General features: G+C 36.9%; 21 protein-coding genes and 11 pseudogenes. 15 read left to right on the top strand and 17 right to left on the bottom strand.

What is annotated here, in order from left to right; all coding sequences use genetic code 11:
• Positions 1-499 precede the first annotated feature (499 nt).
• Positions 500-1,524, top strand: a pseudogene (locus tag AYJ55_RS33400) (IS3 family transposase); the annotation flags it as partial.
• A 57-nt stretch (positions 1,525-1,581) separates the two neighbouring features.
• Here AYJ55_RS33400 and AYJ55_RS16015 read toward each other — a convergent pair.
• The 3 genes and pseudogenes from AYJ55_RS16015 to AYJ55_RS16005 form a co-directional block, all read right to left on the bottom strand.
• Entirely contained in the window at positions 1,582-2,625 is a 1,044-nt protein-coding gene (locus AYJ55_RS16015; RefSeq protein ID WP_063657236.1) for an IS481 family transposase, read from the bottom strand.
• Positions 2,626-2,868: 243 nt separating this feature from the next.
• On the bottom strand, positions 2,869-6,249 hold the full coding sequence (gene mscK / locus AYJ55_RS16010) for a mechanosensitive channel MscK (RefSeq protein WP_063657235.1): 3,381 nt from the start codon (positions 6,247-6,249) through the stop codon (positions 2,869-2,871).
• Positions 6,250-6,317: 68 nt separating this feature from the next.
• Positions 6,318-6,887: pseudogene (locus AYJ55_RS16005) on the bottom strand (IS256 family transposase); the annotation flags it as partial.
• Between the two features lie 98 nt (positions 6,888-6,985).
• Between AYJ55_RS16005 and AYJ55_RS16000 the strand changes: the two are divergent.
• Positions 6,986-7,885: a transposase family protein gene (locus AYJ55_RS16000; RefSeq protein WP_063657012.1), complete on the top strand. Its 900-nt coding sequence runs from the start codon at positions 6,986-6,988 to the stop codon at positions 7,883-7,885.
• A 193-nt stretch (positions 7,886-8,078) separates the two neighbouring features.
• Here the strand turns inward: AYJ55_RS16000 and AYJ55_RS15995 are convergent, their stop codons facing one another.
• On the bottom strand, positions 8,079-8,567 hold the full coding sequence (locus AYJ55_RS15995; RefSeq protein ID WP_222703523.1) for an IS630 family transposase: 489 nt from the start codon (positions 8,565-8,567) through the stop codon (positions 8,079-8,081).
• Positions 8,536-8,901 carry an IS630 transposase-related protein gene (locus tag AYJ55_RS15990; protein ID WP_063653415.1) on the bottom strand — a complete coding sequence of 122 codons (366 nt, stop codon included), beginning with the start codon at positions 8,899-8,901 and terminating at the stop codon, positions 8,536-8,538. The genes AYJ55_RS15995 and AYJ55_RS15990 overlap by 32 nt, the downstream gene beginning before the upstream one ends.
• A 44-nt stretch (positions 8,902-8,945) precedes the next feature.
• Here AYJ55_RS15990 and AYJ55_RS15985 point away from each other — a divergent pair.
• The 9 genes and pseudogenes from AYJ55_RS15985 to AYJ55_RS15945 all read left to right on the top strand — a co-directional run.
• Positions 8,946-9,269, top strand: a pseudogene (locus AYJ55_RS15985) (transposase); the annotation flags it as partial.
• A gap of 16 nt (positions 9,270-9,285) precedes the next feature.
• Positions 9,286-9,750: pseudogene (locus AYJ55_RS15980) on the top strand (DUF2867 domain-containing protein); the annotation flags it as partial.
• Between the two features lie 149 nt (positions 9,751-9,899).
• Positions 9,900-10,637 (top strand): arginine ABC transporter ATP-binding protein ArtP, encoded by a 738-nt coding sequence (artP, locus tag AYJ55_RS15975; protein WP_063657231.1) that lies wholly within the window; start codon positions 9,900-9,902, stop codon positions 10,635-10,637.
• A gap of 10 nt (positions 10,638-10,647) precedes the next feature.
• On the top strand, positions 10,648-11,391 hold the full coding sequence (gene artJ, locus AYJ55_RS15970; protein WP_063657230.1) for an arginine ABC transporter substrate-binding protein: 744 nt from the start codon (positions 10,648-10,650) through the stop codon (positions 11,389-11,391).
• Between the two features lie 12 nt (positions 11,392-11,403).
• The gene (artQ, locus tag AYJ55_RS15965; RefSeq protein WP_063657229.1) at positions 11,404-12,144 is read left to right on the top strand and encodes an arginine ABC transporter permease ArtQ; all 741 of its coding nucleotides are present in this window, start codon (positions 11,404-11,406) and stop codon (positions 12,142-12,144) included.
• Positions 12,141-12,806 (top strand): arginine ABC transporter permease ArtM, encoded by a 666-nt coding sequence (gene artM, locus AYJ55_RS15960; RefSeq protein ID WP_063657228.1) that lies wholly within the window; start codon positions 12,141-12,143, stop codon positions 12,804-12,806. The genes artQ and artM overlap by 4 nt, the downstream gene beginning before the upstream one ends.
• Before the next feature lie 566 nt (positions 12,807-13,372).
• Positions 13,373-13,738 carry an IS630 transposase-related protein gene (locus tag AYJ55_RS15955; RefSeq protein WP_063653415.1) on the top strand — a complete coding sequence of 122 codons (366 nt, stop codon included), beginning with the start codon at positions 13,373-13,375 and terminating at the stop codon, positions 13,736-13,738.
• Positions 13,662-14,195 (top strand): IS630 family transposase, encoded by a 534-nt coding sequence (locus tag AYJ55_RS15950; RefSeq protein WP_162505291.1) that lies wholly within the window; start codon positions 13,662-13,664, stop codon positions 14,193-14,195. Before AYJ55_RS15955 ends, AYJ55_RS15950 begins: the two co-directional genes overlap by 77 nt.
• Positions 14,195-14,539, top strand: a complete 345-nt coding sequence (locus tag AYJ55_RS15945; RefSeq protein ID WP_074168105.1) for a transposase — start codon at positions 14,195-14,197, stop codon at positions 14,537-14,539. The genes AYJ55_RS15950 and AYJ55_RS15945 overlap by 1 nt, the downstream gene beginning before the upstream one ends.
• A gap of 107 nt (positions 14,540-14,646) precedes the next feature.
• On the opposite strand, the gene AYJ55_RS15940 is transcribed toward AYJ55_RS15945, so the two are convergent.
• Both AYJ55_RS15940 and AYJ55_RS33395 read right to left on the bottom strand, forming a co-directional pair.
• Entirely contained in the window at positions 14,647-15,501 is an 855-nt protein-coding gene (locus AYJ55_RS15940) for an IS982 family transposase (RefSeq protein WP_063657430.1), read from the bottom strand.
• 119 nt (positions 15,502-15,620) lie between these two features.
• Positions 15,621-15,755 (bottom strand): annotated as a pseudogene (locus AYJ55_RS33395) (IS701 family transposase); the annotation flags it as partial.
• Between the two features lie 688 nt (positions 15,756-16,443).
• Between AYJ55_RS33395 and AYJ55_RS36190 the strand changes: the two are divergent.
• Positions 16,444-16,755: pseudogene (locus AYJ55_RS36190) on the top strand (IS701 family transposase); the annotation flags it as partial.
• A 60-nt stretch (positions 16,756-16,815) separates the two neighbouring features.
• Here the strand turns inward: AYJ55_RS36190 and AYJ55_RS15930 are convergent.
• The 7 genes and pseudogenes from AYJ55_RS15930 to AYJ55_RS15910 form a co-directional block, all read right to left on the bottom strand.
• Positions 16,816-17,706 (bottom strand): annotated as a pseudogene (locus AYJ55_RS15930) (IS481 family transposase); the annotation flags it as partial.
• 8 nt (positions 17,707-17,714) lie between these two features.
• A pseudogene (locus AYJ55_RS26535) lies at positions 17,715-17,930 on the bottom strand (integrase core domain-containing protein); the annotation flags it as partial.
• Positions 17,931-17,953: 23 nt separating this feature from the next.
• On the bottom strand, positions 17,954-18,442 hold the full coding sequence (locus AYJ55_RS15925; RefSeq protein ID WP_063653499.1) for an IS630 family transposase: 489 nt from the start codon (positions 18,440-18,442) through the stop codon (positions 17,954-17,956).
• Positions 18,411-18,776 (bottom strand): IS630 transposase-related protein, encoded by a 366-nt coding sequence (locus tag AYJ55_RS15920; RefSeq protein ID WP_063653415.1) that lies wholly within the window; start codon positions 18,774-18,776, stop codon positions 18,411-18,413. Before AYJ55_RS15920 ends, AYJ55_RS15925 begins: the two co-directional genes overlap by 32 nt.
• 166 nt (positions 18,777-18,942) lie before the next feature.
• Positions 18,943-19,162, bottom strand: a pseudogene (locus AYJ55_RS33390) (ERF family protein); the annotation flags it as partial.
• Positions 19,162-19,650: an IS630 family transposase gene (locus AYJ55_RS15915; RefSeq protein WP_063653499.1), complete on the bottom strand. Its 489-nt coding sequence runs from the start codon at positions 19,648-19,650 to the stop codon at positions 19,162-19,164. The pseudogene AYJ55_RS33390 and the gene AYJ55_RS15915, both read right to left, overlap by 1 nt.
• The gene (locus AYJ55_RS15910; protein WP_063656581.1) at positions 19,619-19,984 is read right to left on the bottom strand and encodes an IS630 transposase-related protein; all 366 of its coding nucleotides are present in this window, start codon (positions 19,982-19,984) and stop codon (positions 19,619-19,621) included. Before AYJ55_RS15910 ends, AYJ55_RS15915 begins: the two co-directional genes overlap by 32 nt.
• Positions 19,985-20,019: 35 nt before the next feature.
• Here AYJ55_RS15910 and AYJ55_RS15905 point away from each other — a divergent pair, with 35 nt between their 5' ends.
• Complete coding sequence (locus AYJ55_RS15905) at positions 20,020-20,541, top strand: IS630 family transposase (RefSeq protein WP_342668182.1); 522 nt, start codon at positions 20,020-20,022, stop codon at positions 20,539-20,541.
• Between the two features lie 86 nt (positions 20,542-20,627).
• The gene (locus AYJ55_RS15900) at positions 20,628-21,137 is read left to right on the top strand and encodes a tyrosine-type recombinase/integrase (RefSeq protein ID WP_063657225.1); all 510 of its coding nucleotides are present in this window, start codon (positions 20,628-20,630) and stop codon (positions 21,135-21,137) included.
• A gap of 95 nt (positions 21,138-21,232) precedes the next feature.
• Here AYJ55_RS15900 and AYJ55_RS15895 read toward each other — a convergent pair.
• The 3 genes and pseudogenes from AYJ55_RS15895 to nudF all read right to left on the bottom strand — a co-directional run.
• Positions 21,233-21,699: pseudogene (locus AYJ55_RS15895) on the bottom strand (YqiA/YcfP family alpha/beta fold hydrolase); the annotation flags it as partial.
• Entirely contained in the window at positions 21,699-22,538 is an 840-nt protein-coding gene (gene cpdA, locus AYJ55_RS15890; RefSeq protein ID WP_063657223.1) for a 3',5'-cyclic-AMP phosphodiesterase, read from the bottom strand. The gene cpdA and the pseudogene AYJ55_RS15895, both read right to left, overlap by 1 nt.
• A 104-nt stretch (positions 22,539-22,642) precedes the next feature.
• Positions 22,643-23,280 (bottom strand): annotated as a pseudogene (nudF, locus tag AYJ55_RS15885) (ADP-ribose diphosphatase).
• Between the two features lie 220 nt (positions 23,281-23,500).
• Between nudF and tolC the strand changes: the two are divergent.
• Positions 23,501-24,886 (top strand): outer membrane channel protein TolC, encoded by a 1,386-nt coding sequence (tolC, locus tag AYJ55_RS15880; protein WP_063657222.1) that lies wholly within the window; start codon positions 23,501-23,503, stop codon positions 24,884-24,886.
• Positions 24,887-25,044 lie beyond the last annotated feature (158 nt).

Raw genomic sequence — 25,044 nt, 5'->3', positions numbered from 1 at the left:
AAAAAAGAATAAAAATAATATCTTATTTTACTGATTAAATTTACTAAATAGGTTGATTAATTTTGACATAAGGTTTTATGGCAAAAAATAGAATATAAATATAATGTTATTTTTATTGTACTATTACATTTGCTTTATTAGTAACTTGCTGATTTTATTTATTAGTTTCTCATTTCGTTGGTGGTGATATTTTAATAAATCCTTATTCTTTATTTCACGAGTTTCGCACCAATAAAAAAACGCTCTATTTTTAAGTTTAATTCAGCATAATATATAAATAGACAAAATCTTATAAATTAAAAGCAACTTATTATAATTTAAACAAATTTATACGTTTTAGTAACTTGCAAATTAACCATTGCTTTTAAGCCATTTCTGGAATTTTATATGCCTGTGCGAAACTCGTGATTTAGCCGAATTACAAGCTGTAGTGGCATACTAAATTTGGCCACCTAAGTTGAGGTGATATGCTTACCTCATAATTTTTATAGGTGCCGAAATGAGTAAAATAATTACTGCTGAATTTAAATGTGAAACCGCCAAATTAGTCCTTGACCAAAATTACACCTACCAGGAAGCCGCGAAAGGCATGAACGTCAGTCTTTCAGCGATTAGCCGGTGGGTAAGAGCCCTTCGTTTAGAACGTCAAGGGAAAACATCGCCTGGTCTGCCATTAACACCTGAACAAATTGAGTTCAGAGAAATGAAGAAAAAAATCCACCGGCTGGAAATGGAGAATGACATCTTAAAAAAGGCTACTGCGCTCTTAATGTCCGACTCACTGAAAAATTTTCGGTAGTTGAAAAGCTAAGAGTGCTTTATCCGGTGAAAACTTTGTGTCGTATTTTTAATGTTCACCGAAGCAGTTATCGCTATTGGTGTCGGCCTAAGGAGCCAGATATTGAGCGGACGATAAAACGTAGCCTAGTCAGCGAAGCGTGGAAGGTTAGTGGCGGCTCTGCTGGCGCAAGGACTATCGCCACGATGGTTACCAATACACACAACGTGAAACTTGGGCGGTGGTTAGCGGGTAAGTTGATGAAAGAATTAATCATCGTCAGTTGCCAAGAGCGAAAACATAAATACAACCGCGGTGGAAATGAACGTATTGATATTCCAAATCTGCTCAATAGGCAGTTCGCTGTTACAAAGCCTGACCAGGTTTGGTGCGGCGATGTAACCTATATTTGGACAGGCTCACGATGGGCCTATCTGGCTGTGGTATTGGATTTGTTTGCCCGAAAACCGGTGAGCTGGGCAATGTCATTTGCACCAGACTCAGAATTAACAGCCAAAGCACTACAAATGGCTTGGGAACTACGTGGGCATCCCAAACAGGTGATGTTCCATAGTGATCAGGGAAGTCATTATACCAGTCGTCAGTATAGGCAGGCATTGTGGCGTTATCAGATGACCCAAAGTATCAGTCGCAGAGGGAATTGTTGGGATAATAGTCCGATGGAACGATTCTTCCGTAGTCTGAAGACCGAATGGGTGCCAACGACTGGCTACCAAAGCTTTAGTTGTAGTAGCTCAGACTTAATCTGACAGTTATCGGTTATTTATACAGTACCTGTCAGGTTAAATTTGATTTAAATCTTTCTCTCTCCAAAGTTGTTTTCCATCGTGTAAAGTTGCCATAGGAGTTCGACCGCAACACATTTTTCCTTGATGAGTGCGTTGGTTATTATATTCCGCTAACCATTTATCTAAATCAGCTTGTAATTCATTTAAAGCCCTATAGATTTTCTTACGAAAAGCCACCTGATAGAACTCTTGTAATACAGTTTTATGAAAGCGTTCACAAATCCCATTAGTTTGAGGTGAACGAGCTTTAGTTTTTGTATGATCAATATCATTGATAGCGAGATAAAGTTGATAATCGTGATGTTCAACTTTACCACAATACTCACTGCCTCTGTCCGTCAGTATACGTAACACCGGTAACCCATGCTGGGAATAAAAAGGGAGAACCTTGTCATTTAATAAATCTGCCGCCGTTATCGCGCTTTTTGTTGTGTAAAGCTTACAATGAACGACTTTACTGTAAGTATCAATGTAAGTTTGTTGATAAACACGACCAACGCCTTTTAAATGACCGACATAAAAAGTATCTTGTGAACCCAGATAACCTGGATGCGCTGTTTCAATCTCACCACAGGCTTCATCATCTTGCGCTTTCTTTTCTAGAGCACTGATTTGTGATTCTGACAGGATAATTCCTTCTGTTGCGATTTTATCTTCAAGCGCTTTTAGGCGTTTTGTAAAATTTTCGAGATTATGGCGCAGCCAAATAGAGCGAACGCCACTCCCCGAAACAAAAATGCCTTTTTTTCTTAGTTCATTACTACTGCGGTGTTGACCGTGTGCAGGGTATTCAATCGCATACTCGACTACAGCGCTTTCAATCTGTTCATCTACTCTATTTTTTACGTTAGGCACCACCCGTCGATTTTGATTAATTAAAGCGTCTATCCCACCATCGTTAACAAGTTCCTGGTAGCGATAAAACGTATCTCGGGATACCCCCATAATCTTACAGGCTTTTGAGACGTTATTAAGCTCTTCAGCGAGGTTAAGTAACCCGACTTTATGTTTGATGATAGGATTATTTGTTTGATACATAGAATTACCTTTTATTTAATTATCTAATGATGTTAATTAAAACCGGTAACGCTCTTTTTTAAATCAGAATTGTCGGATTAAGTTAAGACTAATACACTTTAGTACTGCTCAGTCAGCCATTATTCGCTACATAACCCACTACTATAGCGATATAAGACCTCACTGGTATAACGGTGGATTAACGCCAAACGAATCAGAGCGACTGTTCCGTGAACAGTCAGGGTGGCCAATTTTAGTTGACCACTACACACCGCCTAGCGTACGCTCAACTTCTTGCACAGAATCACCTTTGCTATTATGAAGATGAACTTCTAACTGATTAAAAGCAATATTGATATTTTGTTCTCGACATAAGCGATCAATCAGTCGATTAACTTCGTCCAAGGTTGTGCTTCTATCCGCTATCTGGCGAACATAAAAACGTAATTCATGATTAAGAGTACTGTCGCCAAAATCAGTAAAAAATACTAATGGCGCAGGATCTGACATGATCTTATTATTACTTTGCGCTGTCTGTAATAAAATCGCCTTCACTTTATCAAGATCAGAACCATAGGCAACGCCTAGCTTGATAATAATACGGGTAATAGTATCTGTTAACGACCAATTTATTAAACGTTCAGTCACAAATGCTTTGTTAGGAATAATGACTTCTTTGCGATCAAAATCAGTTATGGTGGTTGCTCGAATACGAATTTTACTCACTGTGCCTGAAAAATTACCAATCGTAACAGTATCACCAATTCTGACCGGCCGTTCAAACAGAATAATAATACCCGAAACAAAGTTGGCAAAAATTTCTTGTAGACCAAAACCTAAGCCAAATGTTAATGCTGCCGCTAGCCACTGTAGCTTATTCCAAGTAACACCTAACATTGCTAATACAATAATTGTACCAATACCGATGATAATATAGGTCAGCATCGTCGTGATCGCATAGCTTGATCCCTGCCGAAGCTTAAGCCGGGACAATACTAAAACCTCTAACAAACCGGGTAGATTTCGCGTCATCACTAAAGCGACAATAAAAATAATAATCGCCAAAATTAAATTAGCTAGGGTAACTGCTTGTAAAGTATGACCAGCCTCACTTTGTACATTCGTATGCCAAAGTTGAATACCATCTAAAAATGAGAAAATAGTAATGAAATCTGACCAAATCCAATAAAAAGCGACGATAAAGATCAAAAACAATACCATACTGGTTAAACGTAGAGATTGTTGACTAATCAATTCAATTGACATTGGTGGTTCGGTGATCGGTTCATTTTCTTGTTCTTCTCGCGTCATATTATGACGGCGCTCTAACGCCCTTTTATAAGCAAGCTTGCGCGCTGCTATCGATAATCCACGAATACAACTATGGTAAATAATATACCAAAGGAGTAATAAGTAGAGACTATCAATCCAACGACTTGAAAGCCGAAGAGTAGTGTAATAATAACCGACCATCATTAAACCAATTAGTACTAATGGAGAAAAAGCCAATATGGTAATAACAATAGTGCGAGTTAAATGCCCACCTTTTAGTTGCCAGATCCGACGGCAAAACGGCAAAGTAAATAGAAAAACCAAAAACAGAAATATTAGAACAATCAATTGTCCGATGACGTCATCCGCCAACCGCAAAGGATACATGACGCCATAACTTGACCAATAAATCAACACAATTAACGGCAACATCAAATTTATCAAATGTTGGCGTAACCAGGTATTCTCTTTTTTAGCAATTAAAAAATGATTTTCTGCAATACCATCAGGCTTAAGAATATTAATACACCATCTAAATAAAACCCAAAATAAAGCCAATTGCAGGGCAAAACTCCAAACAAAATCACCATGAGGATTACCTGTTTTTAAAAACCAGTAACCGACAACGAGTACAATAAAAGCACCAGGAAACGTCATCATTAGGGTTAAAATTAACGCTACAGGGGTATGTAATTGGCTATCTTTTTTGAACACTCTAACTTCCTCATTGATTTCTTTTAAACGCTGTTTAAACTTGCGATTCATCCCAAAAAAGAACAGACAAGCCAACAAAAGGGGAATCGTGACAACAGAAGAGTTAATTAACCCTTTGACTATGCTAACTAATGGTAATTTAAAATTAAAAGCGGTAATTTCTGCTTTCGCCGCATCAGGAAAAGAAGTTAGCCATGTCAGATCAATCGGTTTATTACTATTTACCCAAAAAATTTGCTGAGCTAATGTCTGTTCTAAAGAATCAATGACACCCAGTAATTGTTGTTGATCTAACTGTAAATTAATCGCCTGAGAAATCTGATTACCCAGTTGAATATTTAACTGTTCTAAAAGGTCACGGCGTATATCAATCAGTGACTCCAAAGCCCGCCAGACTTCCTTCGAAAGTGGCATGGTCTTAGTCTTATCTACTATTGAATCATTTATTGTATCGGCCAACTTATTAATATAATTAGAAGACTGATATAACTGATCACGCTCTTGGTTAATATCAAACTGTTCCAGCCGTAAATCGGCAATTAAGATGGGCAGATTTTTTGTCAGTATATTCGGTGGCAAATTAATCTGTTTTTGAAAAAGGATGCGTGAAAGTAATAGACTTCCTCGTAAAACAGTAATTTGCTCTTTTAAATTACTCTCTACTTGTATGGCTCTTTCTAGCCAAGATTTAATCCTTATTCCTTTTTGTACTAATTGGTTACTATCTTGAGTTACTGAGATCAAACGTTCACTCAGTGCTTTATTAATCGCTTTTTCATGTTTAATTACCGGATATTCTTCCACCTCCTGACTATTTATCGTTGAGCGTTGCGCTTCTTTAGCGGTTTCCTCAGAATAATTTAAGCGTTTATTATTAATAGCAGCCTGAATATATTGTATATCACTTTGAATTAACTCAAGATAAGTTGCTGTATAATCACGTTGCTTCTGTAGCACATCCTGTAATTGAGTATTAGCTTGTAATGAGTGTTGCTGAAATTTATTTTGCTGCTGCAGGTATAATTGTTCCACTTGCAATAATACTTGCAAAGAAGGCCGAATATCGTCATTGGAAGAGAAATCATTATTTAGTTGGTAACGAATATCTTGTAGCCGCCGAGCATTTTCTAGCATAATATTCATTGCTCGCTCTGGCTGGGTTTGTAATGAAACTAAGTTGTTATTAATATTGGCCAGATTTTCCTGCTGGTTTTGTAATATTTCTAATTTATTTTTTAACTGGCTCTCGAGTTGCCATAATGATAAATGCTGATATTCAGTTTTAGTCTGCTCACTTTGTTGTTGCTCACGTTTAATTTTAGCTAAATTATCAAGTGCATATCGCGCTTCTCTTGGCGCTTGCATCACTCTTTTTTGCATTAATTCAGCTTGTTTTTCTAATCCAGCTAATTCATCATAAAATTGGATGGCTTTTTTGTAGTCAGATAAAGCTAGCGTTTCATACGCAGTTAAATTGCTACGATTACTTAAGGCATTTAATTGGTTTTGAATAGTTTGCCTTGAAGTTATATTGGTTAAGGTAGCACTCTCAACTAACGTTGCATTAAAAAGAAAGAATAAACCACAAGATAAGGACAAGAAAGAAACTAACCACTGGCAACATGTTCTGGTTTGCAACCTTGGACTAAATGAAAACATAGTAGTATCCACTAAGTTAGATTAAAAATAAGAAAATGAGGGTGTTCATAATTCTGTGTCAGGGGATTTTATCTTTTGATTATACCATCTAAGCGCCCTTTAAAATAGATGGACAATTGAGCAATGGTTAACGCCCAGTTACTAATCGGCATAGTCCATTTGTTGGATACCTGATTGATGCCAATATAGAGTAATTTTAATAAGCTGTTTTCATTAGGAAAAGCCCCTTTGGTTTTAGTTAATGTCCTAAACTGCCGATGAACCGCCTCTACTGCATTGGTCGTATAAATGGGTTTTCTAATGGCTTTAGGGTATCGAAAATAAGCACTGAGCAACTCCCATTTACTTCGCCAGGATTCTAGCACTATCGGGTATTTTTCACCCCATTTCGTTTCCAGTTCATCAAGGGCAAGCTCAGCAGCCGCTTTAGTATCTGCACGATAAACCGGCTTAAAATCAGCCATAAAGGCTTTTTGGTCTTTACTGGCAATATAACGTAAGCTATTGCGAATTTGATGAACTACGCATGGCTGAACTTCTGTCTGCGGGAAAATACTGGCCATCGCTTCTGGAAACCCTTTTAATCCGTCAACACAAGCGATTAAAATATCTTGTATACCACGGTTATGTAAGTCAGAACGCTCAGCCAATAAAATAGTTGCTGAATAGAGACTTGCATTTTTTGTCACGCTATAGACAATAAAAAGAGGTTTAACTTAGAAAATAACGGTTTGAAATGATCAACAAAGAGCGGTTGTTACGAGATAATCGTTTATGTAAAGCAATCATTGGATTATCAGTCGAAGAATTGAAAAATTTAGCCGCTGAATTTTCAGCTTGTTATTTGATTTATCGGAAAAAGAATCGAAAAGATCACGAGCGGCAAATGGGTGCAGGGCAGAAAGGATTTATCCCAACCCCATTAGATAAACTGCTTTTTATTTTATTGTATTTAAAATGTTATCCGACCTATGATTTGCAAGGACTTCTTTTTGGTTTAGATAGAACACGGGTATGTCGCTGGGTAAAAATATTATTGCCGGTTTTAGAGATGACCTTGGGGCGAGAATGTGTTTTGCCCGCTCGTCAAATTCGCTCTGCTGAGGAATTTTTTCGCGCCTTTCCTGGAGTTAAAGACGTCTTTATTGATGGGACAGAGCGACCTGTCCAAAAGCCTAAGAATCTGCGTCGGCGAAAAAAAATGTATTCGGGAAAGAAAAGACAGACCACTCGAAAAGGGCTTATTATGACTGACGAAACGAGGAAAATTGGATTTATCCCCATGATCAAAAATGGGCGCCGTCACGATAAACGCTTACTCGATAAAGTCGATATAATTCGCCATATTCCCCCTGAGGTAACCATCTGGGCCGATACCGGTTTTCAAGGTATAGATAAACAGCATCCTAATACACAAATCCCAAAAAAAGGAACTCGAAAAAGACCTTTATCGCCTGAACAAAAACAAGAAAATCAAATAATCTCGGGCATCCGTATTACGGTTGAACACGCCATCGCGGGTATCAAGCGCCTCGGTTGTATGACCCAAATTTTACGGAATCGTAGACCCTTTATTGATGATACCTTTTTACTCCTTAGTGCCGGTCTTTGGAATTTCCATCTCAGAACAGCCTAAAATTTACTTCAATCACCGAAATACCCTTATTTCACTATTAAGCAACACGCTTAATATCATGATAACTCATGCCTAATGCAAATAACGATAGGATTTTGTTATCAATATTGTAGTGGCCAATTTTAGTTGACCACTACAGCATCATGTTGGGATAGTGATGATTTAGTCATATAGCTAGGCGACTTAATTTTGATTACAGCATATGTATTAAAAACAGGTCATCGATAGTGCATCCTGTTTCCATCTTTTTACGTTTAGCTTGAGACCATTTATGTTCTATAGGATTTAAATCTGGTGAATACACAGGCAAATATTCTATCTGGTGTCCTGCGTTTATAATTGCCTGTTCAATATTCTTACCTTTGTGAAAGCTAGCGTTGTCCATAAAAATAACAGAATTTTCAGGAAGTTCTGGGAGCAATATTTTTGTGATCCAAACATAAAAAACATCACGATTAATATTGCAATCAAATAATCCGATAGCAAAAAGGGTTGTTCCCAATAAAGTGCCAATAACATTTGTTCTTCCCTTAGCACCCCAGTTTTTCAGGCCAAAACAACGGTGACCTTTTGGGGAATAGCCGCGAGTTCGTGGAGTGTCATGTGAAAAACCACTTTCATCAATAAAAACAACAGATTTATCTTTTTTTTCATACTGTTGTCTTTTTTGCTGATGTGCCAGCCTGTCGCTTTCGTTGGTTTTTGGATGGAATAGAGTTTTTTTTATAGGTTAATCCCAGCTTTTTAAGGGATTGCCAAATAGTCTTTTTACAAACACCGAATCGCTCTGCCCGTTCCTTTTGGTAAGCATCTGGATACTGTTCCACATCTTTTGCTAAAGCATTTTTATCGAGCTTCCTCTTACGTGGCGTTGAATTTTTTGGCTCTGGTCGTTTAAGCCAACGTACTAAAGACGCTTTTCCAATACGGAATTGTTTCGCAGTTTCTCGAATTGTTAAACCTTCGGCTTTCCTTACAGATATTACTTTACGTCGAAAATCAATTGTATAACTCATAACACACCTTGTAATCAAAATTAAGTCGCCTAGCTATAAAAGCTCTTTCTGGTTGTTTGTATGCGGATAAAGGGTATTTATCGGCTTCACTGAAACAGCAACTGAAAACAATGGGAATTAACCTTATAACGAATATCAAGAAGAAAATGAAGCCTGTTGAACAGACTTGTTTCGACAAAGCCATTTTGCGTCATCGTTCTGTCATTGAAACGGTATTTGATGAGTTAAAAAATTTTTGTCAGATAGCGCATACGCGGCACCGCTCTCCTGCTAACTTTGTAGTGAATTTATTAGCCGGGCTGGTTGCATATTGTTTAATTCCATCTAAACCAAAGATACCGGTGGCAGGAACATATCTTCAAGCATAATTGATAATGCTTATCCCGAACTCAGGTTAGTTATTATCCGAAAGATGCCGGTTTTACGCTAACAATCCGCGCTACTAGCCGGACTATTTGGCAAATCGTGCAACAAATTGGTGGCAAAAGAGGATGTTTCTACGCCAATATTTTATGGCAATTACGCGCCTTGATTTATGATTCAATGCTCAACAAAGTAAAATATGGCCGCCCTAAACATGAAGAATTATATTTAGGCAACATGATCGATAGCTGGAAAGTGATTAATATCAAACCCAGACATCAATTAACCCTATTATTTGGTATGAAAGCACAGGGACTAGGGCGTTTAATTTTTACCATCAAGGATTGTGGCAAATATCGAACGTTAGATGTCAGAGCATGGTGGCATCCTGCCGGTTTTTCAGGACTAATGTATTGGCTAATCATGAGCCCAATTCATTGTTTTATATTTAAGGGCATGGCTAAACAATCAATAAAATTGCATTAATGATGCATAAAAAACAACAAAATAAGCTTAATAAAGCCAAAAATCCTTACAAAACATCAATGTTAGTCTATTTATAGAAATTACATATTGCATAATTATTCCATTAAGATTATCATTGTTTAACTTGTTTATTTATTCAGATTTTTATCATGATTATTCAATTAAAACAAATTAATTGCTTTTATGGTGAAGAGCAAGCCCTACACAATATCAATTTGACATGTGAAACGGGTGAAACGATGGTATTACTTGGCCCAAGCGGTGCTAGCAAAAGCTCATTATTACGTGTCTTCAATTTACTAGAGATGCCCCGTTCAGGCCAACTGAACATCGCTGGGTACCATTTTGATTTTTCACGCCAAACCAAAAAAAATGAAATCAGAGCGTTAAGACAAAAAGTGGGGATGGTATTTCAACAATATAACTTGTGGCCACATTTGACCGTAATGGAAAATCTGATTGAGGCGCCTTGTTTAGTATTAGGTTTAACTAAGGCAACAGCTAAAGAAAAAGCAGCAAATTTATTGCACCGTTTACGGTTAACTGAATTTGCTAATCGCTTCCCATTGTATCTTTCTGGAGGTCAGCAACAGCGAGTGGCAATTGCCAGAGCATTAATGATGGAGCCTGAAATACTGTTATTTGATGAACCAACAGCCGCTCTCGATCCTGAAATTACAACCCAAGTAGTTAATATTATACAGGAATTATCAAAAACGGGCATCACCCAACTGATAGTGACTCATGAAATTGATTTTGCCCGTAAAACAGCGAGCAAGATAGTTTATATGGAAAAAGGGGTAATTGTGGAACAAGGCGATATTGATCGTTTCACTAGACCACAAACTCAAGGCTTGGAAAATTATCTATCCCATTCATCTCATTGAGAATAACGTAATGAAAAAATCACTGTTAGCTATTATCTTATGCAGCCTATCCATATCAGTACTAGCCTCACCAAAGGAGACGATACGCTTTGCAACTGAAGCAACATATGCCCCATTCGAATCAATTGATGCCAATAATAACATTGTCGGTTTTGATATTGATCTGGCCAATGCCATATGTAAAAAACTCAATGCCAACTGTACATTTACTCACCAATCCTTTGATAGCTTAATCCCCAGTTTGAAAATGCGTCGATTTGATGCTTTGATGGCCGGAATTGATATTACCCCAGAGAGGCAAAAACAAGTTGATTTTACTGATAGTTATTACAATAATTCAGCAACATTTATCGCGGTAAAAAATAAAATTAATAAAATATCATTATTAAAAGGTAAAAAAGTTGGCGTGCAAAATGGAACCACCCATCAAAAATATATTATCCAACAGCATAAAGAGATGCAAGCTGTCCCGTATGATAATTACCAAACTGCTATCCTCGATTTACAAAATGGCCGTATAGATGCTGTGTTTGGAGATACCGCTGTCACAACGGAATGGTTAAAAACAAAAGGTAACGAAAACCTTGCCGCCGTGGATGAAAAAATAACAGATGCTAATTATTTTGGTGTGGGTCTTGGTATTGCGGTACGCAAAGGAAACAAAACGCTGCTAGATAAATTAAATAAAGCGATGGCACAAGTAAAACAAGATGGCACCTACGATGCTATCTATCAAAAATGGTTGCAAAAATAGTCGATTATCGTGATGAATAATCTGTTGTTTCTAATAAATGCCGCCGGTTTGACGATTACTCTTGCTGGTATCGCTTTGATACTAGGGCTGTTATTAGCCCTGTTATTTACTGCTTGGGAATCTGTTCGCTGGCGGCCTGTAGCCTTGCTTGGTTCTTGCTGGGTGACTTTAATTCGCGGATTACCTGAATTATTAGTTGTGCTGTTCGTTTACTATGGCACATTACAATTTATTATGTTGTTAGGTGACGGCATTAATATTAATTTCATTTTCTGGCAAACAACCTGGCAAGTTGATCCTGAATGGTTCTTCCCACAAAATAGTGAATTCGATTTTATCCCTTTTTTTTGTGGTGTTGTTGCTCTTGCTCTACTCTATGCCGCCTATGCATCGCAAACCTTAAGAGGCTCCCTAAAAGCGATACCATCCGGCCAATGGGAATCAGCTCATGCATTGGGTCTCAATCGAAATATTGCTTTCCTACGGCTTATTATGCCCCAAATGTGGCGTCATGCATTACCTGGCTTAGGCAATCAATGGCTGGTATTGCTAAAAGATACTGCATTGGTTTCACTGATTAGCGTAAATGACTTGATGTTACAAACCAAAACTATTGTCAATCGTACTCAGGAACCTTTTACTTGGTACTTAATTGTGGCATTAATCTACCTGGTTATCACCCTAGTAAGTCAATTTATTTTACGGCGCATAGAATTACGCACAACTCAGTTTGAACGGGGAGTTGCAAAATGATCGATTTAATCATTTCATTGCTACCAGGCTTACCAACCAGTCTATCGTTAACATTATACGCGTTACTCATTGCCTTTTTGTTAGCACTATTTTTGACTATTATTTTATCGTTAAAAACAGCGATTTTTTCAGCTATTATTCAAGGTTACATTACGCTATTTACCGGTACTCCTTTGCTGGTTCAATTTTTTTTGATTTACTATGGACCCGGTCAACTTCCAGCACTAAAAGAGTACCCTGCATTATGGGCATTGATTTCTACTCCATGGGTTTGTGCCCTGTTAGCGTTAGCGCTTAATAGTGCCGCCTATTCCACCTTATTATTTCATGGTGCAGTAAAAGCAATTCCTAAAGCTAGCTGGCAATCTTGTCAGGCGTTAGGTATGTCAAATTACCAAACCCTAAGAATTATTTTGCCTTACGCGCTTAAACGTGCACTTTCATCCTATTCTAATGAGGTGATCCTTATCTTTAAAAGCACTTCACTAGCAAGTACCATAACGCTATTAGAAATTATGGGATATAGCCAACAAATTTTTGGCCAAACTTATAATGTCGATGTTTTTATTGCAGCGGGAATTATCTATTTATGCGTGAATAGTATTTTAACTTTATTAATGCGTTGGCTTGAACAATACACTTTATCTTTTGAAAAAATTTAACCAAATAAATCTAGCCTTCTAATAAAGAAAACTATATTTATTGTAATTTTTTAACTAATTACGCAAAGACTTGCTAATCTTTAACGTCTAAAATCTATAATATGTAAGATATCAATAACACTGAACACCACTTGATAAACGTTTTTTTGTTTAATGCAATATACCCATCAAGAGACTGAGAGTTTTTACAATTAAAATAATCACTCCATTTTGTAAGATAGCAAACTACCCTAGCTATTAAGAATAAATGGCGGGCTAAATATATTGCCTTATTCGTTTATAGTAAGTCAGTTGGAGAGATTATTTTTTATACTATACCTCTTTTGTATATTTCGTTTGTATTGGACATATTTCAGCCATTATTTTTCCTTGTGCTAATTTACCGTCTAAATTACACGAGTTTCGCACAAAACTAATTTAGGTACGCTATAGCTAGGCGACTTAATTTTGATTACAGCATATGTATTAAAAACAGGTCATCGATAGTGCATCCTGTTTCCATCTTTTTACGTTTAGCTTGAGACCATTTATAGCTAGGCGACTTAATTTTGATTACAAGGTGTGTTATGAGTTATACAATTGATTTTCGACGTAAAGTAATATCTGTAAGGAAAGCCGAAGGTTTAACAATTCGAGAAACTGCGAAACAATTCCGTATTGGAAAAGCGTCTTTAGTACGTTGGCTTAAACGACCAGAGCCAAAAAATTCAACGCCACGTAAGAGGAAGCTCGATAAAAATGCTTTAGCAAAAGATGTGGAACAGTATCCAGATGCTTACCAAAAGGAACGGGCAGAGCGATTCGGTGTTTGTAAAAAGACTATTTGGCAATCCCTTAAAAAGCTGGGATTAACCTATAAAAAAAACTCTATTCCATCCAAAAACCAACGAAAGCGACAGGCTGGCACATCAGCAAAAAAGACAACAGTATGAAAAAAAAGATAAATCTGTTGTTTTTATTGATGAAAGTGGTTTTTCACATGACACTCCACGAACTCACGGCTATTCCCCAAAAGGTCACCGTTGTTTTGGCCTGAAAAACTGGGGTGCTAAGGGAAGAACAAATGTTATTGGCGCTTTATTGGGAACAACCCTTTTTGCTATCGGATTATTTGATTGCAATATTAACCGTGATGTTTTTTATGTTTGGATCACAAAAATATTGCTCCCAGAACTTCCTGAAAATTCTGTTATTTTTATGGACAACGCTAGCTTTCACAAAGGTAAGAATATTGAACAGGCAATTATAAACGCAGGACACCAGATAGAATATTTGCCTGTGTATTCACCAGATTTAAATCCTATAGAACATAAATGGTCTCAAGCTAAACGTAAAAAGATGGAAACAGGATGCACTATCGATGACCTGTTTTTAATACATATGCTGTAATCAAAATTAAGTCGCCTAGCTATATTGGCGCTTTATTGGGAACAACCCTTTTTGCTATCGGATTATTTGATTGCAATATTAATCGTGATGTTTTTTATGTTTGGATCACAAAAATATTGCTCCCAGAACTTCCTGAAAATTCTGTTATTTTTATGGACAACGCTAGCTTTCACAAAGGTAAGAATATTGAACAGGCAATTATAAACGCAGGACACCAGATAGAATATTTGCCTGTGTATTCACCAGATTTAAATCCTATAGAACATAAATGGTCTCAAGCTAAACGTAAAAAGATGGAAACAGGATGCACTATCGATGACCTGTTTTTAATACATATGCTGTAATCAAAATTAAGTCGCCTAGCTATAAAACGTATAAAATTGTTTAAATTACAATAAGTTGCTTTTAATTTATAAGATCTTGTCTATTTATATATTATGCTGAATTAAACTTAAAAATAGAGCGTTTTTTTATTGGTGCAAAACTCGTGATATGCAACCAGCCCTGCTAATAAATTCACTACAAAGTTAGCAGGAGAGCGGTGCTGCGTATGCGCTATCTGACAAAGATTTTTTAACTCATCAAATACCGTTTCAATGACAGAACGATGACGCAAGATGGCTTTGTCGAAACAAGTCTGTTCAACAGGCTTCATTTTCTTCTTGATATTCGTTATAAGGTTAATTCCCATTGTTTTCAGTTGCTGTTTCAGTGAAGCCGATAAATACCCTTTATCCGTATACAAACAACCAGAAAGATCTTTTATCAGCTCAGGCAATGGTTTCCGATCATCTGTGTTTCCTGGTGTAAGTCGAAAACTGAGTATTTCCCCCAAATGATTGATAATTACATGAAGTTTGAAACCAAAAAACCAACCTGTTGAGGTTTTTCCTCGTTCAGCTATCCCATCGAAGACTTTATGCCGGCGGATCCGTAAGTTATCACACACAGCTATCGGAGTAGAATCGGCAACCGACAGACCCGTGCACTTTCCCTTAATTGACTCAAACAGTGCCGTTAAAGCTAAGGCACTGCGCGGAAGTAACTCTACGCAGCGTGAATATGATGGCAAGTTAGGAAATTCCTTCCTGAGATATAAACGGACATAATAGAAATAAAATACCTTGAATTGGCTGAATCGGAGTTGATGAAACAAAACAACCAGTGTCATCATTTCAGCCAATGAAAGCTGAGTAGACCGTCTACGACGCTTACTACCGTTATTCAGCAAAATTTCATGCATTTTTGGCTCGAAGTCTTTACAAAAATCATCCATCAGGCAATAAAGTTCAGTAAGATTTTCCATCATTGTTTAACAATACTCTACTCTTTAACCAGATTGTTAGAGTATTTTAACGAAATATGCGCATTCAACTATTTGAATAGCAAGACTTTCACTTTATTTCTTATCCCGAACTCAGATTAAATACGATAATCAATAGGAATTGATTCAACAGTTGTTAGATTATGCCAAAGTAAATTAACTAAACCTATGCCAGCAATAACATCATGTTCATTACCTGAATATTGATAATGGACCATCTCTATTTTTTTACTACGTCACGAGTTTCGCACAGGCATATAAAATTCCAGAAATGGCTTAAAAGCAATGGTTAATTTGCAAGTTACTAAAACGTATAAATTTGTTTAAATTACAATAAGTTGCTTTTAACTTATAAGATTTTGTCTATTTATATATTATGCTGAATTAAACTTAAAAATAGAGCGTTTTTTTATTGGTGCGAAACGCGTGAAAAACATCCATTTTTACTTGCAACGTATACCATATAAGAACCACCAGAATCATCCAAAACTTTCCAGCTGTTATCCGGATCCTTTATTTGCATAACACTCTCACAATTTTTTGATAGGCTATTTGTTGAAGCATTGTTGTGAAACAATGCAAAAAGTGCTTACCCCTAAATTTTTAGCAATATCATAGATACAGCCAATACCTTCAGGAGTCGCGCAGGCAACAATAAGTAAATTATGAATCCCATGCTCATCAATATTTTGTTTTATCTCTTTTGTTATATAGTCTTATAATTTTTCTGTATTTTCATATCCCATCCCAGAAAATCCACTAAAAACCAATCCAAATTTATTGTCGATTTTTTTATCGATTTCTACTTTTATCGGATCAAAATCAGGACTGGAAGCAACGGAAGATTCAATATTACACGAGTTTCGCAAGCTCCGAAAAAGAAGTATAAATTTAAAAACAAGAAAAAATTAGGATGTTTATATTTTGTCCGGTTATCCATGCATTAAAGATATCTACAAAACATTCTTACAGGTGAGCAGTGTGAGATACTCTGGTTTGGCTTTATCAGAAGTAAGCCCATCACCTTTGTATTAGTCGATGGCTAAAAGCAGGTGGTTTCGACCTAAAGACCTGTGGAGATTAGTTGAAACAACTATAGACAAAAAAAGCCCTTGTGTACTAATTGCCGATGATACATTGATTGCCAAAACACGTAGTAAAAAAATAGAGATGGTCCATTATCAATATTCAGGTAATGAACATGATGTTATTGCTGGCATAGGTTTAGTTAATTTACTTTGTAGTAGCTCAGGCTTAATCTGACAGTTACCGGTTATTTATACAGTACCTGTCAGGTTAAATTTGATTTAAATCTTTCTCTCTCCAAAGTTGTTTTCCATCGTGTAAAGTTGCCATAGGAGTTCGACCGCAACACATTTTTCCTTGATGAGTGCGTTGGTTATTATATTCCGCTAACCATTTATCTAAATCAGCTTGTAATTCATTTAAAGCCCTATAGATTTTCTTACGAAAAGCCACCTGATAGAACTCTTGTAATACAGTTCTATGAAAGCGTTCACAAATCCCATTAGTTTGAGGTGAACGAGCTTTAGTTTTTGTATGATCAATATCATTGATAGCGAGATAAAGTTGATAATCGTGATGTTCAACTTTACCACAATACTCACTGCCTCTGTCCGTCAGTATACGTAACACCGGTAACCCATGCTGGGAATAAAAAGGGAGAACCTTGTCATTTAATAAATCTGCCGCCGTTATCGCGCTTTTTGTTGTGTAAAGCTTACAATGAACGACTTTACTGTAAGTATCAATGTAAGTTTGTTGATAAACACGACCAACGCCTTTTAAATGACCGACATAAAAAGTATCTTGTGAACCCAGATAACCTGGATGCGCTGTTTCAATCTCACCACAGGCTTCATCATCTTGCGCTTTCTTTTCTAGAGCACTGATTTGTGATTCTGACAGGATAATTCCTTCTGTTGCGATTTTATCTTCAAGCGCTTTTAGGCGTTTTGTAAAATTTTCGAGATTATGGCGCAGCCAAATAGAGCGAACACCACTCCCCGAAACAAAAATGCCTTTTTTTCTTAGTTCATTACTACTGCGGTGTTGACCGTGTGCAGGGTATTCAATCGCATACTCGACTACAGCGCTTTCAATCTGTCCATCTACTCTATTTTTTACGTTAGGCACCCGTCGATTTTGATTAATTAAAGCGTCTATTGTAGTGGTCAACTAAAATTGGCCACCCTACCTGACTGTTCACGGAACAGTCGCTCTGATTCGTTTGGCGTTAATCCACCGTTATACCAGTGAGGTCTTATATCGCTATAGTAGTGGGTTATGTAGCGAATAATGGCTGACTGAGCAGCACTAAAGCTTTGGTAGCCAGTCGTTGGCACCCATTCGGTCTTCAGACTACGGAAGAATCGTTCCATCGGACTATTATAGCTAGGCGACTTAATTTTGATTACAGCATATGTATTAAAAACAGGTCATCGATAGTGCATCCTGTTTCCATCTTTTTACGTTTAGCTTGAGACCATTTATGTTCTATAGGATTTAAATCTGGTGAATACACAGGCAAATATTCTATCTGGTGTCCTGCGTTTATAATTGCCTGTTCAATATTCTTACCTTTGTGAAAGCTAGCGTTGTCCATAAAAATAACAGAATTTTCAGGAAGTTCTGGGAGCAATATTTTTGTGATCCAAACATAAAAAACATCACGGTTAATATTGCAATCAAATAATCCGATAGCAAAAAGGGTTGTTCCCAATAAAGCGCCAATAACATTTGTTCTTCCCTTAGCACCCCAGTTTTTCAGGCCAAAACAACGGTGACCTTTTGGGGAATAGCCGTGAGTTCGTGGAGTGTCATGTGAAAAACCACTTTCATCAATAAAAACAACAGATTTATCTTTTTTTTCATACTGTTGTCTTTTTTGCTGATGTGCCAGCCTGTCGCTTTCGTTGGTTTTTGGATGGAATAGAGTTTTTTTTATAGGTTAATCCCAGCTTTTTAAGGGATTGCCAAATAGTCTTTTTACAAACACCGAATCGCTCTGCCCGTTCCTTTTGGTAAGCATCTGGATACTGTTCCACATCTTTTGCTAAAGCATTTTTATCGAGCTTCCTCTTACGTGGCGTTGAATTTTTTGGCTCTGGTCGTTTAAGCCAACGTACTAAAGACGCTTTTCCAATACGGAATTGTTTCGCAGTTTCTCGAATTGTTAAACCTTCGGCTTTCCTTACAGATATTACTTTACGTCGAAAATCAATTGTATAACTCATAACACACCTTGTAATCAAAATTAAGTCGCCTAGCTATATGACCCAAATTTTACGGAATCGTAGACCCTTTATTGATGATACCTTTTTACTCCTTAGTGCCGGTCTTTGGAATTTCCATCTCAGAACAGCCTAAAATTTACTTCAATCACCGAAATACCCTTATTTCACTATTAAGCAACACGCTTAATGTGGTTACGGTATGTTTGCTACCATCTTCAGTGGCAATAAAATCAAATTCTGCTTTAACGGTGACATAAAATAAGCTTCCGCCATTTCTTGTTTGTCTCTCTTGTCACATTGCGTTCAATAATGCGAGGTAAAATAAGCAATCCGTGCTTAACAAGAGCCGGAGAGAGGGCGTTATAGCTAGGCGACTTAATTTTGATTACAGCATATGTATTAAAAACAGGTCATCGATAGTGCATCCTGTTTCCATCTTTTTACGTTTAGCTTGAGACCATTTATGTTCTATAGGATTTAAATCTGGTGAATACACAGGCAAATATTCTATCTGGTGTCCTGCGTTTATAATTGCCTGTTCAATATTCTTACCTTTGTGAAAGCTAGCGTTGTCCATAAAAATAACAGAATTTTCAGGAAGTTCTGGGAGCAATATTTTTGTGATCCAAACATAAAAAACATCACGATTAATATTGCAATCAAATAATCCGATAGCAAAAAGGGTTGTTCCCAATAAAGCGCCAATAACATTTGTTCTTCCCTTAGCACCCCAGTTTTTCAGGCCAAAACAACGGTGACCTTTTGGGGAATAGCCGTGAGTTCGTGGAGTGTCATGTGAAAAACCACTTTCATCAATAAAAACAACAGATTTATCTTTTTTTTCATACTGTTGTCTTTTTTGCTGATGTGCCAGCCTGTCGCTTTCGTTGGTTTTTGGATGGAATAGAGTTTTTTTTATAGGTTAATCCCAGCTTTTTAAGGGATTGCCAAATAGCCTTTTTACAAACACCGAATCGCTCTGCCCGTTCCTTTTGGTAAGCATCTGGATACTGTTCCACATCTTTTGCTAAAGCATTTTTATCGAGCTTCCTCTTACGTGGCGTTGAATTTTTTGGCTCTGGTCGTTTAAGCCAACGTACTAAAGACGCTTTTCCAATACGGAATTGTTTCGCAGTTTCTCGAATTGTTAAACCTTCGGCTTTCCTTACAGATATTACTTTACGTCGAAAATCAATTGTATAACTCATAACACACCTTGTAATCAAAATTAAGTCGCCTAGCTATATTCCATCCAAAAACCAACGAAAGCGACAGGCTGGCACATCAGCAAAAAAGACAACAGTATGAAAAAAAAGATAAATCTGTTGTTTTTATTGATGAAAGTGGTTTTTCACATGACACTCCACGAACTCACGGCTATTCCCCAAAAGGTCACCGTTGTTTTGGCCTGAAAAACTGGGGTGCTAAGGGAAGAACAAATGTTATTGGCGCTTTATTGGGAACAACCCTTTTTGCTATCGGATTATTTGATTGCAATATTAATCGTGATGTTTTTTATGTTTGGATCACAAAAATATTGCTCCCAGAACTTCCTGAAAATTCTGTTATTTTTATGGACAACGCTAGCTTTCACAAAGGTAAGAATATTGAACAGGCAATTATAAACGCAGGACACCAGATAGAATATTTGCCTGTGTATTCACCAGATTTAAATCCTATAGAACATAAATGGTCTCAAGCTAAACGTAAAAAGATGGAAACAGGATGCACTATCGATGACCTGTTTTTAATACATATGCTGTAATCAAAATTAAGTCGCCTAGCTATATTATAAAAATTAACCCTGTATCTCAAACAAAAACTCCAAAAATTAAAATTCAGCGAGCAAGGTTGTCTCTGAATGACTTTAATATTATTTTAAAGTTAATAAACGATGACAATCATTGGTTAAATCATGCAATGAAACTGGCTTTAGTTACCGGTCAGAGAGTGTCTGATATTTCAAAAATGAAATGGAAAGATATTTATGATGGGAAACTATGGGTTATTCAACAAAAAACTGAAACTAAAATAGCTATTCCGCTTGATATTAAAATTGAATCTATTAGTTTAAATAAAACTCTGGAAAAAATTAATCATGACGCGGATTTTGTTATTACAAAAAATAAAAAACAAATTACAGTAGCAAGAATATCAACCGAATTTACAAGATTTAGGGATAAAACAAAATTAACATGGGAAGGATCACCACCGTCTTTTCATGAAATTAGAAGCTTGTCGGCAAGACTGTATACTGAAAAAATGGGTAGTAATTTTGCTCAAAAATTATTAGGTCATAAGTCTGCTGAAATGACAGCTAAATATCAGGATGATAGGAGTAATAGTTGGATTGAAATTTAAAATTTATAGTGAGTGAATAGTGAATTATAGTGACAATTTCTTTTTATCTCTTTGATATATAAGTATTTTTATTTTATAAAACTTAACTCCATAAGATAGATAACAGCTTGACGATAGTCCAATATTTCATCACCTGTTTTGTAGTAATCAAATCAGGCGCGGTTAATGCATCAATTTGTATTGCTTGTAGTTCATTTAAATGGTGGGATTGTAAAATGTAGCGTTCCTTTGTATAAGGATTGACTTGCTCACCTAAATACTGCTCAAACAAATCAAAAGGGCGTACCGCTGGATTTACAACCACAGCGGGTAAATTAAATTTCTGCGATAACCAAATAGCAAAATAACCGCCCAATGAAGAACCTAACAACCCAATCGGCTCTTCCGCATGGGCTGCTACGAGATTCTGTAATAACTCAATCGCTTCTGCTGGATAACAAGGAAGCTGGGATATCAACATATTAACTTCTGGATGTTGTCGCTGTAGTCAAGTTTTTAAGCTATTTGCCTTTTGCGATAAGGGGGAACTATTAAAACCATGTATATAAATTAATGTTGACATTAATAACCACCTGAGTCGAAATCTAGGCGAAATTTATCACTATCCAATCTGAAAACTTGTGTATCCAACACATCTTCACCGTCATCATTGATAGAAAGATCAAGATAACGCCACCCCGGTGCCATTGTATCTAATGTAAAATTAGTACAATGAGGTTTAAATTGTATACAGGTTGATGGTGTTGCCATCATGCGAACCCCTTGCCAATATTCATCTATTTCTTGATGAATATGTCCACATAAAATCGCTTTAACTTGTTGATATTGACTTAAATAGTCAGCCAAAATATGAGAGTTACGCAAGCTATGTTGATCAAGCCAGGTACAACCCGAAGGCAAAGGATGATGATGTAACATCAATAAATGACTACGTTCCGTGTATGCATCAAAACAGCGTTTCATCCATAACAGCTGTTGCTTAGATAATTTTCCATGCACAGCACCTTGAATTTGGCTGTCCAACATAAGGATTTGCCAATTATCATTAATTAGCACCTGCTTAGAGGGTAAAATTCCTGCTTTTGCTAAAGTAGCAACCATTGCCGGTTGATAATCGTGATTGCCCGGCAACCAAACACAAGGAGCAGATAACCGTTTGATCCCTTCAGTAAAATGCTGATAAGCTGATGCCGATTGATCTTGAACCAAATCACCGGTAGCAACAACCAAGTCAACATTTTCATTGCGCGCTAAAATTGCATCAATTACTGCATGAAAACTACCAAAAGTATTGACGCCAAGTAGAGTATCATCAACATTAGCAAAAAGGTGAGTATCGGTAATTTGCAAGATCCTCACCAGGCTTTTTTGCTTTGTTGTTAATTTAAACAGACTATCCAAGCAATTTCCTTAGTTTCTACCTACTTTATACGTTATTTTAATATTAATACTTTATTAATATCTGTAGGCTGATACACACTTCTTTTTCATGTTATGACAAACCGCTATTTTAAGTTCTTCAACCAGTTATTTTTCAACCTAAGATGATTTAATTGTAACCATTGTATTGCGATTACGGTAGCCGCATTATCAATTACCCTAACTCCACCCATTGATAAGCTTGTTCACGACTAACAACATGGACACGAATATCTTCATTTTCACTGCTTAATCCATATACACTGCCGGGTTTGATAGCGGATGCATCAATTTCACCGATATGAACATAAATACGCTCAGTTGTACCCCCGGGGGGCTGGTAAGATAACTTAGTGCATAGTAACAATGCTGAATGGTAATATCCGCTTCTTCTTTTGCTTCACGACGAACTAGCCGTTCTAAGTTTTCATTTTGTTCTACCATGCCAGCAATAACTTCTAACAACCACGGTGTTTCGCTCGTATCCATCGCAGGGATCCGTACTTGTTCAACTAACACTACCTTGATCATAGGGTAAAATAACGCCGGCATTACCCCGTTCCAAAACTTCTCGCCGAATTTCCTTGCTCCAACCACCATTAAACAACTTATGTCGAAAACGGTATTCGACAAAACGAAAAAAACCATTATAAAGATCGAATTTAGCCGTAATTTCCACATCATTTTGGCTAAACTTGAAGGGTAAATTTTTTTTATCGCTCATAGAAATTCTCTGAATTTATATGCACTAACTGACAAAAAGTGAGACTTGTATAATGTTTTTTAAGGAAATTAGCTTATAAATAATGTAGCATTGGCCAGATTTAACATGATAGATGGCACAAACAGCTACCATGGAATAATGACATATTCTGCTAAAATTAGCGGTGTTCATGTTTTTCTGAGATAACTAAAGCAAAAAATTGTATAATCAAGGAATCAGAATGAAAAAATTTATCTCTCTTTTTATCACCATTAGCCTAGTTGGACTAAGTGCCACTGGGCAAGCTGAAAATTTATTGCAAGTCTATCAGAAAGCAAAAGAAAGTAATCCGGATTTACGTAAATCGCTAGCAGAACGTAATCAAGCATTTGAAAAAATTAATGAATCTCGTAGTCCTTTGCTACCACAATTAGGTTTAGGCGCAAATTTCACCTATAACAGCGGTTATCGTGATAATCATGACACGGAAAACAACCAACTTGGCGCCAATCTTAAACTCACCCAAACCATCTTTGATATGTCAAAATGGCAACAGTTAGACGTGCAGGAAAAAACCGCCGGTATTGCATATGTCACTTATCAAACTAACCAACAAAAATTAATTCTTGATACCGCCACAGCTTATTTTGACGTATTACATGCTATTGACTTATTAGACTATATTGAAGCACAGAAAAAAGCCGTTTATCGCCAGTTAGATCAAACAATCCAACGTTTCAACGTAGGATTAGTCGCGATTACCGATGTACAAAACGCCCGCGCTAATTATGACAGCGTATTAGCTCAAGAAGTATCGAGCCGTAATCAATTAGAAAATTCGCTGGAAAAGTTACGTCAAGTTAGCGGCATCTATTACAGTCAATTAGCGGCTTTAGATATTGCTCATTTCAGTACCCAGACACCCGCACGAGTAGAGAAGCTATTAAAAGATGCTGAAACGCGCAACTTAAGTTTACTTAGTGCCCGTTTATCACAAGATCTGGCGCGAGAAAATATTCGCTATGAACAATCAGGACATTTACCTACCCTTGGATTAGAAGCGTCAACCGGTGTTAGTAACACCCATTATCATGGTAGTGCTAATCAACAAATATGGAATAAAAATGGTCCTAGCTATACTGGCCAAAATAGTGTCGGACTAACGTTGAGTGTGCCTTTATATACTGGTGGCCGAACTAACTCACGCGTTGAGCAAGCACAGTATGGTTATATTAGTGCCAGTGAACAGCTTGAGAGTACTTATCGCAATGTTATTCAGATAGCACGCTCTTCCTATAATAATGTTATTTCTTCTATTAGTAGCATCAAAGCCTACCAACAATTGGTTGTTTCAGCACAAAGTTCGCTAGATGCGATGGAAGCAGGCTATCAGGTCGGCACTCGGACTATCGTGGATGTATTGAACGCAACAACAGCCCTTTTTCAGGCGAAACAGAATTTAGCCAATGCACGTTATGATTATCTGATTAATGATCTAAAAATTCAGTATGCCCGTGGGACTTTAAATGAAGGCGATCTGCTCCGTTTAAATAGTAGCTTAGGAAAAACATTATCCACCTCACCGGATGCTATTATCAATCCGATGAGTGTTCCGCAAATACACTAAATAAATGACCCACTATTAATACCCATATATTGTGGGTATTTTTTATTGTAACGAAATTTAATTAGAAAAGTTGTATTTTTACCACTTAAAATAAATAATCAGGTTGATAGCCATCTTTCTACCCGCTTTATGCTTTAATTTCCAGCGTAATTACCCTA

It is taken from the genome of Candidatus Arsenophonus triatominarum (assembly GCF_001640365.1).
Classification (GTDB): domain Bacteria; phylum Pseudomonadota; class Gammaproteobacteria; order Enterobacterales; family Enterobacteriaceae; genus Arsenophonus; species Arsenophonus triatominarum.
Note: the sequence above shows the minus strand (reverse complement) of the source record. Positions and strands in the feature narration are given on the sequence as shown.

Bases quoted from the DNA above. Each gene is read 5' to 3' on its own strand.
- artP (WP_063657231.1), top strand. From the start codon at position 9,900: ATGATTATTCAATTAAAACAAATTAATTGCTTTTATGGTGAAGAGCAA.
- artJ (WP_063657230.1), top strand. From the start codon at position 10,648: ATGAAAAAATCACTGTTAGCTATTATCTTATGCAGCCTATCCATATCA.
- AYJ55_RS15955 (WP_063653415.1), top strand. From the start codon at position 13,373: ATGAGTTATACAATTGATTTTCGACGTAAAGTAATATCTGTAAGGAAA.
- AYJ55_RS15940 (WP_063657430.1), bottom strand. From the start codon at position 15,501: ATGGAAAATCTTACTGAACTTTATTGCCTGATGGATGATTTTTGTAAA.
- mscK (WP_063657235.1), bottom strand. From the start codon at position 6,249: ATGTTTTCATTTAGTCCAAGGTTGCAAACCAGAACATGTTGCCAGTGG.
- artQ (WP_063657229.1), top strand. From the start codon at position 11,404: ATGAATAATCTGTTGTTTCTAATAAATGCCGCCGGTTTGACGATTACT.
- AYJ55_RS16015 (WP_063657236.1), bottom strand. From the start codon at position 2,625: ATGTATCAAACAAATAATCCTATCATCAAACATAAAGTCGGGTTACTT.
- AYJ55_RS15990 (WP_063653415.1), bottom strand. From the start codon at position 8,901: ATGAGTTATACAATTGATTTTCGACGTAAAGTAATATCTGTAAGGAAA.
- AYJ55_RS16000 (WP_063657012.1), top strand. From the start codon at position 6,986: ATGATCAACAAAGAGCGGTTGTTACGAGATAATCGTTTATGTAAAGCA.
- tolC (WP_063657222.1), top strand. From the start codon at position 23,501: ATGAAAAAATTTATCTCTCTTTTTATCACCATTAGCCTAGTTGGACTA.
- artM (WP_063657228.1), top strand. From the start codon at position 12,141: ATGATCGATTTAATCATTTCATTGCTACCAGGCTTACCAACCAGTCTA.
- AYJ55_RS15920 (WP_063653415.1), bottom strand. From the start codon at position 18,776: ATGAGTTATACAATTGATTTTCGACGTAAAGTAATATCTGTAAGGAAA.
- AYJ55_RS15910 (WP_063656581.1), bottom strand. From the start codon at position 19,984: ATGAGTTATACAATTGATTTTCGACGTAAAGTAATATCTGTAAGGAAA.